At 69.9% G+C, this 14,402-nt stretch carries 16 protein-coding genes and 2 pseudogenes; 9 read left to right on the top strand and 9 right to left on the bottom strand.

All coding sequences use genetic code 11. The features are described 5' to 3' along the window. Nucleotides 1-245: 245 nt before the first annotated feature. The 7 genes and pseudogenes from ACQ5SO_RS20565 to ACQ5SO_RS20535 form a co-directional block, all read left to right on the top strand. Nucleotides 246-524: pseudogene (locus ACQ5SO_RS20565) on the top strand (recombinase family protein); the annotation flags it as partial. A 116-nt stretch (nucleotides 525-640) separates the two neighbouring features. Further along, the gene (locus ACQ5SO_RS20560; RefSeq protein ID WP_430943529.1) at nucleotides 641-826 is read left to right on the top strand and encodes a helix-turn-helix domain-containing protein; all 186 of its coding nucleotides are present in this window, start codon (nucleotides 641-643) and stop codon (nucleotides 824-826) included. A 110-nt stretch (nucleotides 827-936) separates the two neighbouring features. After that, complete coding sequence (locus ACQ5SO_RS20555) at nucleotides 937-2,160, top strand: Fic family protein (protein WP_430943528.1); 1,224 nt, start codon at nucleotides 937-939, stop codon at nucleotides 2,158-2,160. 149 nt (nucleotides 2,161-2,309) lie between these two features. Then, on the top strand, nucleotides 2,310-2,678 hold the full coding sequence (locus ACQ5SO_RS20550; RefSeq protein WP_430943527.1) for a recombinase family protein: 369 nt from the start codon (nucleotides 2,310-2,312) through the stop codon (nucleotides 2,676-2,678). Continuing rightward, nucleotides 2,633-2,800 carry a helix-turn-helix domain-containing protein gene (locus ACQ5SO_RS20545; RefSeq protein ID WP_430943526.1) on the top strand — a complete coding sequence of 56 codons (168 nt, stop codon included), beginning with the start codon at nucleotides 2,633-2,635 and terminating at the stop codon, nucleotides 2,798-2,800. Before ACQ5SO_RS20550 ends, ACQ5SO_RS20545 begins: the two co-directional genes overlap by 46 nt. Before the next feature lie 111 nt (nucleotides 2,801-2,911). Continuing rightward, the gene (locus ACQ5SO_RS20540; protein ID WP_430943525.1) at nucleotides 2,912-4,135 is read left to right on the top strand and encodes a molybdopterin molybdotransferase MoeA; all 1,224 of its coding nucleotides are present in this window, start codon (nucleotides 2,912-2,914) and stop codon (nucleotides 4,133-4,135) included. Between the two features lie 4 nt (nucleotides 4,136-4,139). Then, entirely contained in the window at nucleotides 4,140-4,643 is a 504-nt protein-coding gene (locus ACQ5SO_RS20535) for a DUF2478 domain-containing protein (RefSeq protein ID WP_430943524.1), read from the top strand. 62 nt (nucleotides 4,644-4,705) lie between these two features. On the opposite strand, the gene ACQ5SO_RS20530 is transcribed toward ACQ5SO_RS20535, so the two are convergent. The 8 genes from ACQ5SO_RS20530 to napF form a co-directional block, all read right to left on the bottom strand. After that, the gene (locus tag ACQ5SO_RS20530) at nucleotides 4,706-4,972 is read right to left on the bottom strand and encodes a hypothetical protein (protein ID WP_430943523.1); all 267 of its coding nucleotides are present in this window, start codon (nucleotides 4,970-4,972) and stop codon (nucleotides 4,706-4,708) included. Nucleotides 4,973-5,046: 74 nt separating this feature from the next. Beyond that, entirely contained in the window at nucleotides 5,047-5,763 is a 717-nt protein-coding gene (locus ACQ5SO_RS20525; RefSeq protein ID WP_430943522.1) for a NapC/NirT family cytochrome c, read from the bottom strand. A 15-nt stretch (nucleotides 5,764-5,778) separates the two neighbouring features. Beyond that, nucleotides 5,779-6,222, bottom strand: a complete 444-nt coding sequence (locus tag ACQ5SO_RS20520) for a nitrate reductase cytochrome c-type subunit (RefSeq protein ID WP_430943521.1) — start codon at nucleotides 6,220-6,222, stop codon at nucleotides 5,779-5,781. Between the two features lie 26 nt (nucleotides 6,223-6,248). Further along, nucleotides 6,249-7,148: a quinol dehydrogenase ferredoxin subunit NapH gene (napH, locus tag ACQ5SO_RS20515; RefSeq protein WP_430943520.1), complete on the bottom strand. Its 900-nt coding sequence runs from the start codon at nucleotides 7,146-7,148 to the stop codon at nucleotides 6,249-6,251. Beyond that, nucleotides 7,145-7,960, bottom strand: a complete 816-nt coding sequence (gene napG / locus ACQ5SO_RS20510; RefSeq protein ID WP_430943519.1) for a ferredoxin-type protein NapG — start codon at nucleotides 7,958-7,960, stop codon at nucleotides 7,145-7,147. Before napG ends, napH begins: the two co-directional genes overlap by 4 nt. A 43-nt stretch (nucleotides 7,961-8,003) precedes the next feature. After that, nucleotides 8,004-10,505, bottom strand: coding sequence for a nitrate reductase catalytic subunit NapA (gene napA / locus ACQ5SO_RS20505; protein WP_430943518.1), 2,502 nt, complete (start codon nucleotides 10,503-10,505; stop codon nucleotides 8,004-8,006). Between the two features lie 2 nt (nucleotides 10,506-10,507). Further along, nucleotides 10,508-10,783, bottom strand: a complete 276-nt coding sequence (locus tag ACQ5SO_RS20500) for a chaperone NapD (protein ID WP_430943517.1) — start codon at nucleotides 10,781-10,783, stop codon at nucleotides 10,508-10,510. After that, complete coding sequence (gene napF, locus ACQ5SO_RS20495; protein ID WP_430943516.1) at nucleotides 10,780-11,298, bottom strand: ferredoxin-type protein NapF; 519 nt, start codon at nucleotides 11,296-11,298, stop codon at nucleotides 10,780-10,782. Before napF ends, ACQ5SO_RS20500 begins: the two co-directional genes overlap by 4 nt. Before the next feature lie 275 nt (nucleotides 11,299-11,573). Here napF and ACQ5SO_RS20490 point away from each other — a divergent pair, with 275 nt between their 5' ends. Beyond that, nucleotides 11,574-12,278: a Crp/Fnr family transcriptional regulator gene (locus tag ACQ5SO_RS20490; RefSeq protein WP_430943515.1), complete on the top strand. Its 705-nt coding sequence runs from the start codon at nucleotides 11,574-11,576 to the stop codon at nucleotides 12,276-12,278. A gap of 8 nt (nucleotides 12,279-12,286) precedes the next feature. On the opposite strand, the gene ACQ5SO_RS20485 is transcribed toward ACQ5SO_RS20490, so the two are convergent. After that, complete coding sequence (locus ACQ5SO_RS20485; protein ID WP_430943514.1) at nucleotides 12,287-13,519, bottom strand: NnrS family protein; 1,233 nt, start codon at nucleotides 13,517-13,519, stop codon at nucleotides 12,287-12,289. A gap of 545 nt (nucleotides 13,520-14,064) precedes the next feature. On the opposite strand from ACQ5SO_RS20485, the pseudogene ACQ5SO_RS20480 reads away from it, so the two are divergent. After that, nucleotides 14,065-14,402: pseudogene (locus ACQ5SO_RS20480) on the top strand (MBL fold metallo-hydrolase); the annotation flags it as partial.

Raw genomic sequence — 14,402 nt, 5'->3', positions numbered from 1 at the left:
CAACTATCTCGCAGCCCTGAAGCTCGCATCCATCCGCATTTGGATTGCCGGGATATGAGTCCGCGTCCTAGGGGCGTCTGCGGTTGAAATGCTCACCCCGGCCTGAGTCCCGAGCAGGCCTATGTCCGCAAGGGGATCGGTCAGCGGACGGTGCGGCGGAGGCGTCCTGAAACCCGTGCGCCCGTATCATTTAGCTGGTCCGTTTTGTTTTGCAGTGATGGCGCCTCAAACGTTGCAGTCCCGCCATGACCGGCACCCGTATCGGCTACGTCCGCTGCTCCACCGACCGCCAGGATCTCACCGCGCAACGCGAGGCTCTGCTGGCGCTCGGGGTCGCCGAGGACTGCATCTATGTCGACCACGGCCTGACCGGGCGGAACCGCGCCCGCCCCGGGCTCGACCAGGCGCTCGCAGCCGTGCGCGAAGGCGACACGCTCGTGGTCGCCAAACTCGACCGCCTCGCGCGTTCGGTCCCGGATGCGCGGGACATCGCCGACCGGCTGTCGGCGCGCGGCGTGAAGCTGGCGCTCGGCGGGGCGGTCTATGATCCGACCGACCCGATAGGGCGGATGTTCTTCAACATCCCGCTGCCTTCGCCGAGTTCGAAAGCGACCTCATCTGCCTGGGCGCCCGCGAGGGCATGGCCGTCGCCCGGGCCCGCGGCAAGCTGCGCGGCAAGAAGCCCAAGCTCTCCGATCGCCAGGCGAAGGAGCTGCGGCGGATGTACGACACGGGGGAGTGCTCGGTCAGCGATCTGGCGGAGGTGTTTTCGATCTCGCGACCCACGGTCTACCGGACGCTGCAGCGGACCGGGGCAGGGGGCTGAACCGCGGATCGGCGCGCCGCGAAGATCGGCAGCGAAGATCGGCATTTTCCCGCTTGGCCTCCTGATTTATCATTGCACTGCAAGGTCAAACCCAAAACGAAAGATCGGCAATGATCGAGGCCGTCACCCGCATCGAACCCTGCGGAATCGAGGACATGATCCCCGAGGCGCTCAGCGACCTCATCCTCTCGATCCGCGCCGAGTCCGCCGAGATCGGCCGTAACCTGCACCCCGACGCCGCGGCGGAGCTGCGCGGCTTCGTGCGGGTGATGAACGCCTATTATTCAAACCTGATCGAGGGCCATAACACCAAGCCCAGGGACATCGAGGCGGCGCTTCGGGGCGAGATCCTGCCCGACGCCGACCGCCCGCTGGCCGAAGAAGCCGCCGCCCATGTCCGCGTGCAGGAATGGATCGACGCCGAGGCCGACGCGGGGCGGCTGCCGGAGCCGACCTCCAGCGCCTTCATACGCGACCTGCACGCCCGCTTCTACGCCGCGATGCCCGAGGAATTCCGCTTCGTCGAGCAGGACGGCCGCCGCGTCGCGATCGAAGGCGGCGCCTGGCGCGCGCAGGAGGTGCAGGTCGGACGCCACCTGCCGCCCTCGGCGGGCCGCATTGCCGATTTCATGGCGCATTACGAGCGCCGCTATCGCGGCCTGACCCGGGGCGCGACCGGGCGGATCCTCGCCATCCCGGCAGCCCATCACCGGCTGAACTACATTCACCCGTTCCTCGACGGCAACGGCCGGGTGAGCCGCCTCGTCAGCCACGCGATGATCCGGGCGGCGGGGATCGGCGGGCACGGGCTGTGGTCAATCTCGCGCGGGTTGGCGCGGGGGCTGGAGGATCGGGGCGAGTACAAGCTGCGCATGGACGCCGCCGACCGGCCGCGCCAGGGCGAGCGGGACGGGCGGGGGAACCTCTCGGCGGCGGCGCTGGAGGGGTTCACCGGCTGGTTCCTGACGGTGATGCTCGACCAGGTGCGGTTTGCGCGAACGATGCTGGACCTCGACGCGCTCGGGCCGCGCTATGCGGCGCTGGCGCGAGATGTGCTGCCGCAGGAACCGCGCGCCGCCGCGCTGATCGACCATGTGCTGCGCTTCGGCGAGATGCCCCGCGGCGACGCGGCCCTGGTGCTGCGCGTGGGCGAGCGCACCGCGCGGACGGCGCTGGCGGCGGCGGTGAAGGCGGGCTTTCTGCGCTCGGCCAGCCCCAAGGCGCCGGTGCGCATCGGCTTTCCGCTGGACTGGCGCGAGCGGCTGTTCCCCAACCTCTTCACCGATGCGCCGCTGGAAATCGCGCCGGCCCCGGCCCCGCCAAGGATGGGGTAGGGGGCGGGCCGCAGCGAGCGGGATCCGTGGCGCCCGCGCCCAGTTTTCAGAGCACGCCGCACGGCAGCCCAGAGTTCCAGAAGGCCCCGACTCTGACGCAGGGGACAGGTCACACCGGCCGCCAGGACCTCACCGCGCAGCGCAAGGCTTTGCCGGCGCTCGGCGTCGCCGAGGACCGCATCTGCGTCGACCACGGCCTGACCGGCCGGAACCGAGCCCGCCCCGGGCTCGACCAGGCGCTGGCCGCAGTGCGCGAGGGCGACACGCTGGTGGTCGCCAGGCTCGACCGGTTGGCGCGCTCGGCGCCCGACGCGCAGGACATCGCCGACCGGCTCTCGGCCCGCGGGGTGAAGCTGGCGCTCGGCGGGGCGGTCTATGACCCGACCGACCCGATGGAGCGGATGTTCTTCAACATCCCGCCGCCTTCGCCGAGTTCGAAAGCGACCTCATCTGCCTGGGCGCCGGCGAGGACATGGCCGTCGCCCGCGCCCGGGGCAAGCTCTCCGACCGCCAGGTGAAAGAGCTGCGGCGAATGGTCGACACCGGGGTATGCTCGGCGAGCGATCTTGCGGAGGTCTTTTCGCTCTCCCGCCCGACGGTGTACCGGACGCTGCAGCGGACCATGCGACCTTCCGGCTGAGCCGCCTTCAGCGGCCGGATCCGATTCAGATCAAGGAGCTCCGTGTCCGTCCGGTCTATCGGCTGCGGCAGGCATGACCGAAGACCGAGGCTGCGGAAGAAAGGGGCCGAGATGCACGATGGCGGATGCTGCGACCGGGAGAGCGGCGGGGGAGCGGCGCACCTGCCGCTGGAGGCTGCGCGCCGCCGCGCGGCCGGTATCGCGGCGCCGATCGGACGTATCGAAACCGTGCCCCCTGGCGACGCTGCCGGCCGCGTTCTCGCGGCCCCGGCGCATGCGTCGCTGGCGCAGCCGGGCTTCGATCGCTCCGCAATGGACGGCTATGCCCTGCGCTCCGCGGATCTGACCGGGGCCGGGCCGTGGCGCCTTCCGGTCGCGCTGCGCGCCGCGGCGGGCGACGCGCCTGCCGCCCTGCCGAAACGCGCGGCCGCGCGCATCTTCACCGGCGCTCCGCTTCCCGCCGGCGCAGACGCGGTGGTCATGCAGGAAGGGACCCGCCGCGAGGGCGCCGTGGTGGAGCTGAGCGCCGCGCCGCGCTCCGGCGACAACGTCCGCCGCCGCGCGGAGGAATTCGAGGCGGGCGATCCGCTGATACCGGCCGGGCGCAGGCTGAGCGCCCGCGACCTGGCGCTGGCGGCTTCGGGCGGCGTCCGGAGCCTGTCCGTGCGCGCCCGCGTGCGGGTCGCGCTGCTGGTCACCGGGAACGAGCTGGCCATCGCCGGCGCCGCGCCGGATCCGGGATCGATCCCGGATGTCGACACCCCGCTGCTGCCCCCGCAAAGGGTCCCCGACCGGCTCGAAGACCACCTCCGGGCGATCGGCGAGGCTGCGCGCGGCGCCGATCTGGTGATCACCACCGGCGGCGTCTCGGTCGGAGAGGAAGATCATGTCCGCGCAGCGGTTCTCGGGCTCGGCGGCCGGATCGAGGTCGAAGGCGTCGCCATGAAGCCAGGCAAGCCGACCGCGCTGGGACGGATCGGCGATGCCGTCTGGCTGGGCGCGCCGGGCAATCCCATGTCGGCCTGCATCGCCTTCTGCCTGTTCGTCCCGTCGCTGCTGGCGGGGCTGAGCGGCGATGCCGGAGCGCCGCCGCCCCGCTTCGGGGTCGCGGCGAACGCGCTGCGCAAGCAGGCCGGGCGTGCGGAGATCCGCCCCGCCCGGCTCAAAGGCGCGGGCGCTGCGGGCGCCCCGCGCCTGGTGATCGACGCGCATGTCAGCTCCGACCGCCTCGGTCCGCTTGCACGGGCGCAGTGCTGCGTGATCCTTCCCGCCGGGGCGGAGGAGATCGCGCCCGGCGCGCCGGTTGAAATTCTCCCCTTTCCGGAAGGCATGTAGGCGTATGGCGAAACTTGGATATGTCCTGACCACCGAGCGCGGCGGCGCCGATGCGCTGCTGAGCGGGCTGGCCGCGCGGTTGCGCGGCGAAGGGCGCGTCGTGGCCGGGATCGTGCAGTCGCGGGCGCCCTCGGCGCGCGATCATCCCTGCGACATGGACCTCGCGGTCCTGCCCGACGGGCCCGAGATCGCCATCGCGCAGAAGCTCGGCGCCGCCTCGCGCGGATGCCGGCTCGATCCCGCCTCGCTGGAGCAGGCCGCCGCCGCGGTGGAGCGCAGCCTGGCCGCGGATGCGGAGGTTCTGATCGTGAACAAGTTCGGCGCGCAGGAATGCATGGGGCGCGGGCTCTGCGCCGCCTTCGGCCTGGCGATGGAGCGGGGCGTTCCCGCAATCACCGCGGTCAACGGGCTGAACCACGACGGGTTCCTCGCCTTCGCGGGCGACATGGCCGAATTGCTGCCGCCGGATGCGGAGGCGCTGTACGCCTTCGCCCGCGGGCGGGGCTGAAACGCGCGCGCCGCCGCTCCTGCCCGGAACGGCGGCTCGGGGAAGTCGGCAGGGCGGCGTCTTCAGACGGTCGCGCCCTTGCAGCGGATCAGGCAGCCGGTCAGGGCCGCGGCGATGCCGATCACGGCCGAAACCGCGAACTCCATCGTCGTGACGTAAGTGGCGTGGGCGCCGCCGAAGATCAGCGGCCCGGCCAGCCCGACCACGAGCCCCATGGGCGCGGCCAGCGACCACCAGCGGGTGGTCATGCCGAGCGCGAGGCCGAGAATGCCGGGGATGCCGAGAACGGCGCCGCCGATCGTTCCGAGGAAATCGAGAAAACTGAGCATGGGTCCTGCATCCTGAACTGGTCCGCAGGCGGGCGTCGCCGCCTGCGGAAACTGCCGCGGAAACTGTCTGCGGCTCACCGGGCCTTGTCGGCCATGTAGGAGCGGATCTTCTCCGCCTCGACCTCAGCCTCGGCCGCTGCGGCCGCGCCGAAGGGCGCGCCGCGCTCCATGGCCAGCTCCTCGGTCACATGGCGATATTCCTCGAGATAGCCGGGCGCGAGGTCATGGGCGATGCCCTGGTGGCAGTCGATGCAGGTCATGTTCTCATCGATCGCCTTCTGGTGGCTGGCCGCGGCGCGGGCCTCCTGGATCGTGAAGTCCATGTACTCGAACGCATGGCAGTTGCGGCACTCCCGGCTGTCCGAGGCCTTCATCTTGCGCCAGACCGCCGAGGCCATCTCCAGCCTGCGTTCCTCGTATTTCTCGGGGGTGGAGATCGTGCCCATCACTTCGTGATAGACGTCCTTCACCGCCATGATCTTGGCCTTCATCTTGTACTGCCACTCATGCGGGACATGGCAGTCCGAGCAGATCGCCCGCACGCCCGAGTGGTTGTTGTAGTGGATCGTCTGGCGGTACTCGCCGAGATTGGTCTCCATCGTGTGGCAGGACACGCAGAACTCCTCGGTGTTCGTCATCTCCAGCGTCCAGTTGAACCCGCCCCAGAAGATGATCCCGCCCATGAATCCGGCGATGGTCAGGAACCCGACGCTCGCGACCGTGCTGGGCCGCCAGATGGCGTCCCAGATCCGGCGCAGGCGGCCGCGCGGCTTGTCGTCATGTTCGGCCATGATGCGTGCCTTTCGTCAGCGCGGCGCGTTCGAGGGGGCGAAGCTGTTGCCCACCAGCGCCGGGGCGTTGGCCTGGGGCACATGGCACTGGTTGCAGAACCAGCGCGTGCCCGCGACGGTGTCGAGCTGGTTGCCGTCCCGGTCGAGGTAATGGGTCATCGACAGGGTGGGGGCGCCGCGCTCTCCGGCCACGGTCCAGTCATGGCAGCCGAGGCACTGGTTGGTGCGCTTGTCGATCTGGTAGTGGTCCATCGAATGCGGGATGATCGGGGGCTGCTGGCGGTAGTTGCGCGCCTCGCGCCCCTCCTGCTGCTGGTGCACCGGCTCGGCGGGCAGGGTCGAGGTAACCTCGGCGCCGCGCAGCGACTTGACGGGTCCGGCGGTCTGGGCCGCGACCAGCCCGCCCGCGACAAGGGCGGCGGCCAGGGCGGCGGCGCCCGCGATGGTCGAGATGTTCATTCCCTCTCTCCGTGTTCTTATCCTGGTCAGGCGGCGCGGTCGGCGGGCGCTGGCCGGCTTTCGGCGACATTGGCGTCGAAACGGTGGGTGAAGGCGAAGACATCGACCGAACAGACGTCGATGCAGCGCCCGCAATTGGTGCAGTCGGGCGAGAGGATCAGCGGCGTCTCGCCCGCTTTCCCGCGCAGGGCGGGGGTGATGACATGGGCCTCGGGACAGACCGCGAAGCAGTCCATGCAGTCGTCGCAGGCCGACCGCTTCGTCGCCGAGACGCGCAGCAGGCTCCGCCGCCCGAGCAGCCCGTAGAAGGCGCCCACCGGGCACAGATGCCCGCACCAGCCATGGCGCGAGATCAGAAGGTCGAACAGGAACACCCCGACGACCAGCGCCCATGCGAAGCCCATCCCGAAGACCAGCCCGCGGTGGAGCATGGTGATCGGGTTGACCAGCTCCCACGCGATGACCCCGCCGAGGGCCGAGACTCCGATCGCCGCCCCGAGGATCCAGAGCCTGAGGCTCCGCTTCGGCTGCCAGCCCTTCGGCAGCCCGAGCCGGACATGCAGCCAGTGCGCCGCGTCGGTCACCGGGTTGATCGGGCAGACCCAGGAGCAATAGGTCCGCCCCCCGATCAGCGCGTAGACCCCCGCCACGATCAGCGCGCCGATCAGCGCGGCGCCTTCGGGCCAATGGCCCGCCGCCATGCCCTGCACGGTCACGAAAGGATCGGTCAGCGGCAGCACGCCGAAGGTGCGCGAGCCCGCGAGCGTCCCCGCCACCCACCAGATCCCGAACCAGGGGCCGAGCAGGAACAGCAGCAGGAAAAACGCCTGGGCCAGCCGCCGCAGGATCAGGAACTTATGGGCGCGGGCGAAGCCCTTGAGCTCCACGGCCTCGGCGCCGACGGGACGGGCGGTCTTTTCTTTCATTTCCCCGCTCCCGGAAGCTTGAACGCGGGCTCGAAGCCCCCGGGGGCGGCGAGATTGTCGGTCCCAGGGCCGGGCAGCCGGTCGGGCAGGTCGATCAGACCGTCGACGAGCGGCGCGCCCTTCGCGTCCTTCTCCTCCCAGCCCTTGCGGTAATGCTCCGCCGCTTCGCCGCGGGCGAGGCGCAGCGGCAGCACCTTGATCGCGGCCTCAGGCAGAACGCAGCTCTTCTCGCACATCCCGCAGCCGGTGCAGGCGTCGGCATGGACCGTCGGCGCGAAGATCGCGTGATGGCCCGAGCGGTCGTTGTGCGACAGCTCCAGCGTGATCGCCTCGTCGATCACCGGGCAGACGCGATAGCAGACGTCGCAGCGCAGCCCGAGGAAGTTCAGGCAGTTCTCCTGATCCACCAGCACCGCCGTGCCCATGCGCGCGTCGTCGATGTCGGTCAACGCAGGGTCCAGCGCCCCGGTCGGGCAGGCGGCGACGCAGGGGATGTCGTCGCACATCTCGCAGGGCACGTCCCGGGCGGTGAAATAGGGGGTCCCCGTCGCCGGAGCCTCGCCCAACTCGGCGAGCTTCAGCGTGTCATAGGGGCAGTCGCGGACGCACAGCCCGCAGCGGATGCAGGCGGCGAGGAAATCCTCCTCCGGCAAGGCGCCCGGCGGGCGCAGCGCCTCGGCCGGCAGGGCCTGCGCCGTGCGGCCGAGATGCAGCAGCAGGCCGCCCGCCAGCGCGCAGCCGCCCGCCATGCGCGCCGTTTCGGTCAGGAAACGGCGGCGCTGCGGGGACAGGACCTTGTCGCTGGCGGACATGCTGGCGGACCTTCGGCTGGCGGGGGGACAGGTGGTGGAGCGCTTACGCGCGCTCCACCTTGCAGGCGCATTTCTTGAAGTCGGTCTCTTTCGAGAGCGGGCAGGTGGCGTCGAGCGTGAGCTTGTTGATCAGCTGGCCCTCATCGAACCAGGGCACGAACACGAGGCCGCGCGGCGGCTTGTTGCGGCCGCGGGTCTCGACCCGGCTCAGCATCTCGCCGCGGCGGGTGGAGATCATGATCTCCTGCCCGCGCCGCACCCCGCGGGCCTGGGCGTCATCGGGGTGCATGAACACCACCGCCGAGGGGAAGGCGCGGTGCAGCTCGGGCACGCGCCGGGTCATCGAGCCCGAGTGCCAGTGCTCCAGCACGCGGCCGGTGCAGAGCCAGAGGTCGAATTCCTCGTCCGGGACCTCGGCCGCCTCCTCGAAGGGCGCGAAGATGATCTTCGCCTTGCCGTCCTTGTGGCCGTAGAAGCGCACGTCCTCGCCCGCGGGGACGTAAGGGTCGTAGCCCTCGCGGAAGCGGTAGAGCGTCTCCTTGCCGTCCACGACCGGCCAGCGAAGGCCGCGGGCCTGATGGTACATCTCGAAGGGCGCGAGATCATGGCCGTGGTGGCGGCCGAAATCGGCGTATTCCTCGAACAGGCCCTTCTGCAGGTAGAAGCCGAAATGCTTCGCCTCTTCGTTGTTGAAACCCTCGGCGGTCTCCTCCAGCGGATAGGCGTTCACCTTGCCGTTTTCGTAAAGCACTTCATAGAGCGTCTTGCCGGCGAGTTCCGGCGCCGCGGCGGCGAACTCCGCGCCCCAGGCTTCCTCGACCGTGAAGCGCTTGGAGAATTCGACCAGCTGCCAGAGGTCCGATTTCGCCTCGCCCGGCGCGTCGACCTGCTGGCGCCAGAACTGGGTCCGGCGCTCTGCGTTGCCATAGGCGCCTTCCTTCTCCACCCACATCGCGGTGGGCAGGATCAGGTCGGCGGCGAGCGCGGTGACGGTCGGATAGGGGTCCGAGACGGTGATGAAATTCTCGGGGTTGCGATAGCCGGGGAAGCCCTCCTCGTTCATGTTCGGGGCGGCCTGCATGTTGTTGTTGCACTGCACCCAGTAGGCGTTCAGCACGCCGTCCTTCAGCATCCGGTTCTGGAGCACGGCGTGGAAGCCGGGCTTGGGCGGGATGGTCCCGGCGGGGATGCCCCAGGCTTTCTCGCAGATCTCGCGATGCGCGTCGTTCATCACCACCATGTCGGCGGGCAGGCGGTGGGCGAAGGTGCCGACCTCGCGCGCGGTGCCGCAGGCGGAGGGCTGGCCGGTCAGCGAGAAGGGCGAGTTGCCCGGCTCCGAGATCTTCCCCGTCAGCAGGTGCACGTTGTAGCACAGCCCGTTGACCCAGGAGCCGCGGGTGTGCTGGTTGAACCCCATGGTCCAGAGCGACATCACCTTGCGGTTCGGGTCGGCGTACTGCTGGGCCAGCTTCTCGAGCTGATGGGCGGGCACGCCCGAGATTTCCGAGGCTTTTTCGACGGTGTATTCGGCGACCGAGGCGGCGTAGTCGTCGAAGCTGATCGGCTCGAGTTTGCCGCTGTCGGGGTTCGCCGCGGCGACCTGCAACGCATGCTCGGGGCGCAGGCCATAGCCGATGTCGGTGGCGGTCTTCGTGAAGTTGACGTGCTTGTTGACGAAGTCCCAGTTCACCGCGTCGTTCTGGATGATGTAATTCGCGATGTAGTTGAGGATCGCGAGATCCGACTGCGGGCGGAACACCATGGCGTTGTCGGCCAGCTCGAAGCTGCGGTGCTCATAGGTCGAGAGCACATGCACCTCGGCCCCCGGCTTGGTCAGGCGCGTGTCGGTCAGGCGCGACCACAGGATCGGGTGCATCTCGGCCATGTTCGAGCCCCAGAGCACGAAGGTGTCCGCGTGCTCGAGATCGTCATAGCAGCCCATCGGCTCGTCGATGCCGAAGGCGCGCATGAAGCCGACCACGGCCGAGGCCATGCAGTGCCGCGCGTTCGGGTCGATGTTGTTGGAGCGGAACCCCGCCTTCATCAGCTTGGCGGCGGCGTAGCCTTCCCAGACCGTCCACTGGCCCGAGCCGAACATGCCGACCGAGGTCGGGCCCTTCTTCGCCAGCGCCTCTTTCCACTTCTGCGCCATGACGTCGAAGGCTTCGTCCCAGGACACCGGCTCGAATTCGCCGTTCTTGTCGTAGACGCCATTGGTCTTGCGCAGCATCGGCGTGGTCAGCCGGTCCTCGCCATACATGATCTTGGAGAGGAAATAGCCCTTGATGCAGTTGAGCCCGCGGTTCACCGGCGCGTCCGGGTCGCCCTGGGTGGCGACCACGCGGCCTTCCTTGACCCCGACCAGCACCGAGCAGCCGGTGCCGCAGAACCGGCAGGGCGCCTTGTCCCAGCGGATGCCCTGGCGGTCGGCCTGGATGGCGGCCTCGGCGTCGGCGGGCAGGGTCAGCGGGATCCCCGCGGCGGCGGCGGTGCTGGCGGCGGCCGAGGCCTTGAGGAAGTTCCGGCGCGATTCAGAGATGGTCATGATCAGGTCTCCGGCTGGCTGGCGGCGTGCGCGGCGCGCGGGGCGTGGGCGTCTTCGAAGTGATGGGTGTTGAGCGTCAGCGACAGGACGCCCGGGATCTGGTGGATCGCCATGATCGTCTCGGAGGCGAACCGGCCGGGGATGTCCTCGACGGTGACGACGAGGCGGCCGTCCCCGGAGGCGGCGTGGATCTCCACCCCCTCCATCGCGGCGATGGCGGGACGCGCGGCGGTCAGGTGCGCCGGGGCGACATGGACGAGGCATCCGCAGATGTTCATGAGGGGGTCTCGCTGGACTGGGTCGGCAGACGCTCGAATGCGATCGCCTTCGCGGGGCAGGTGAATGCGCATTCGCCGCAGCCGGTGCATTGGTTCATATCAATCGCCGGTTTCGCCGCGCCGCCGACCTGCGGGCGGAAGCGGATGGCGCGGGGCTCGCAGGCGTCTTCGCAGGCGCGGCAGGCGACGCCCTGCAGGGACAGGCACGCGGGCTCGATCCGCGCCCGCCAGGGCCAGGGCGGCGGCGCGCCTTCCGGCTCCTCCGCCAGCGCGCCGGTCGGACAGGCCCGGGCGCAGGCGCCGCAGAATGTGCAGGCGCCGCGGGCGAAATCGATCTGCGGCCCGCCATGGGCGGAGGGGATGATGATGGCTTCGGGGCAGGCGCGCGCGCAGGCGCCGCAGGAATCGCAGAGCGAGGGGAAGCGCGGCTGCGCACCCGGCGGGCGCATGATCGCCGCTTCCCGGTCGTGCAGCTCGCCGCGAAGCAGGCGGCGTCGGTCCAGCGCATGGGTCACGTTTCCGGCTCTCCTCTCGGTCTCGACGGCGTGGGACCTCGGGGCATATCGGTGCATGTCTCATGAACCATAGCACGGAGGGCGGCGATTTGGCTTTAGTCAAGTCTCGAAAATTTTTCTGTTCAGGCGGCGCGAGGCGCGGCGTCTCCGCTTTCAATGAAGTATGAAATGCGATTTCTTTCTTTTATTGTGCACCGCAAAAGGCAGGGCTGGGGGGATTGACCTTCTCCCGGCGCTGATGTCCACGCGTCGCTGACGCGGAGGAGGCGACGGACATGCTTACGACGATGGAACAAGAGACGGCGGCGGCCTCGATCCTGCTGGGCGGGCTGCCGCCTGACCTCGCGGCGAACCTCATCGAGACCGGGGACGGTCTGGATCTTGCGCGCGGACAGGCTCTTTTCGCGCAAGGGACGCCGGCGCGGCATGTCTTCGTCGTGCTGTCCGGCTGGATCAAGCTGCGCCGCATCTCCGCCACCGGCGAGGAGACGGTGGTGGCGGTCTTCACCGCGGGGCAGAGCTTCGCCGAGATCGCGGCCTTCCAGGGGGGCGGCTATCCGGTGGACGCCGAGGCGGCGACCGAGGCGCGGGTGCTGCGCATCGACGCCGCCGCGCTGCTGCGCCGGATGGAGGACGACCCGCGGATCGCCCGCGCGCTTATCGCGGCGAGCTACGCGCATCTGCACGGGCTGGTGCGGCAGATCGAGGGGCTCAAGGCCATGTCGGGCGCCCAGCGGGTCGGCGAGTTCCTGCTGGAGCTTGCCGGAACCCGCAGCGGCGCCTGCACGGTGCATCTGCCCCATGACAAGTCCCTGGTCGCCGGACGGCTCGGGCTGAAGCCGGCCAGCCTCAGCCGCGCCTTCGCGCGGTTGAAGGAGGCCGGGGTCGCCATCCACAACGCCGAGGCCGAAATCGCGGACGTCGCCGTGCTGGAGGCCTTCGTGGAGCGCGACCGGGCCGAGTTCTGGCGGCGCGGCTGACCGGGCGCTCATGCGCCGGAGGGCGCTCCGGCGTCCTGTCCCTGCACCGTGGGCGAGCGGCCGAGCAACGGCGCGGCGAGCGCGCCGAGAAACAGCGCGAAGGCGAGGATCCAGAGCGCGGCGGCGATGAGCGCGAGGGCGTACCAGGTCTCCAGCCCCCAGAGCGGCGCGGCGGCGCGCGCGGCGGCGGCGCAGATCATGCAGCCGAAAGCCCCGACCACGGGGCGCGGCGCGGTGAGCGGGCGGCCGGTATGGCCGAGAGTCGCGCGGGTCATCACGCTCAGCGTCATCAGCCCGACGCCGCCGATGGCGATGACGTGCAGCGCGGCGGTCTCCGAGCCATGGCCCGCCTCGCTGGCGCCCCAGAGCACGAGGCCGAGGCCGAGCAGCCCGTAGGCCGCGTGCATCGACCACAGCAGCGGATCGCGCGCCGCCCAGCCGCCGCGCCAGAAGGCGAGGCGCGCGAGCGCGGCGCCGCCGGCCAGGATCGCGGCGCCTGACGTGATCACGGCAGGCGCGCCCCAGAGCGCCAGTGCGGGAAGCGCGATCGCCGCGCCGATGGCGATCGGCGGCAGAGGCGGCCGATCCTGCGGCAGCCGATCCTCGCGTCCGGCGCGGCGCATGGCGTTGCGGGTGAAGGCCGGGGTGACGCGCCCGCCGATGATGACGATTAAGGCGGCCAGCGCCAGCAGCCCCGCGCGCAGCCCGGCATGGGCCGCATCCTCCACCATCCCTGTCCACTCCAGGTGCATGGCAAGGTTCGCCGCCCAGAACAGACCCAGCAGCGACAGCGGCACGACATTCTGCGGTTTCGGCCTCCTGGCCATCATCCTCCCCAGACGAAACGCCAGGACCGGCGCGAAGGCGAGGTCGATGATCGCGACGGCGAACGGCGGCAGCGATGCCGAGAACCAGATCGCCGCTCGTCCGGCCAGCCACAAGAAGGCGGCGAGGATGAGAAAGCGCCTTTGCGCGCCCGGTGCGCCGGTCCAGTTCGGAACGGCGGTCAGAAAGAACCCGCCGAGCGCGGCGGCGCCGTAGCCGAACACCATCTCATGCGCGTGCCACAGATGCGGGGGAGGCGCGAAGGCGGTTTCGTCGACCGTGCCGCCGGCCGCCTGAACGGCGAGCCAGAAGGCCCACCACCCCATGCACAGCAGCGCCATCAGCGCGGCGGCGGTGAAGAACACGCGGAAGCCGTCGCCGCAAACGCGGAACAGCATCGCCCTGAGAGCAATCATCGCAGGAGCCTCCTTTCGGCGTCGGCCTCTCCATCGCGGGGACCGGCTGCGCCACCAGCGTCGCCGCCGCGCCTGGAACGCGGCGCGCGCAGGATCGCCCTGCTGTTCCCTTCGGACGAAAAGCAGGAGCGGCGGAGCGCATTCGACGAGGCAAGATTGCCGTGGCGCGAGACCGAACGCATTGGCAATAGTCAAGGCGTCGATGCGGGATGCGAGGCTCTCTTCGCTGGTGCACCCAGAGCGCGTCGCTCGTATCCACGGAGAGGAGGAGCGATGCTGCGTCGGTATTCCGATGCAGGTGCGATACGGTCGAGCGGCAATCTTGCATTCACGGCGAACGGTGGAGGAGCGAGGTATCGTCATATGCTTTACATAACGAACATTATGGGGATTGCGTCTCCACGGCGGCGCCTCGGAGTGCGCGTCTTTCAATTCGCCATAAGCGAATAAATTAGCCAATAACATTGCTCCCCTCCCCGCGCCGTGCTACCCGGGTCGGCAAGGGCGCGCCCCAACCCGACGGGCGCGCAACGCGGGAGGACCGCATGGCCAAGGCCTTCGCATCCCAGGGCGACCTGGAAGAGAAAACCATCAGCTTCACCAAGGTCGGCGAAGGGCTCTACGCCTTCACCGCCGAGGGCGATCCGAACACCGGCGTCATCATCGGCGACGACTCGGTCATGATCGTCGAGGCGCAGGCCACGCCCCGCCTCGCCCGCAAGGTCATCGAGTGCGTGCGGTCCGTCACCGACAAGCCGATCTCCCACCTCGTGCTGACCCATTACCACGCCGTCCGCGTCCTGGGGGCTTCCGCCTATGGCGCGCGCGAGATCATCATGTCCGACGCCGCCGCCGCCATGGTCGAAGAGCGCGGGCAGGAGGA

Source organism: Rhodovulum sp. DZ06, assembly GCF_050586345.1.
Lineage (GTDB): Bacteria > Pseudomonadota > Alphaproteobacteria > Rhodobacterales > Rhodobacteraceae > JBOCEF01.
This window is presented reverse-complemented; position numbering and strand designations above follow the sequence as displayed.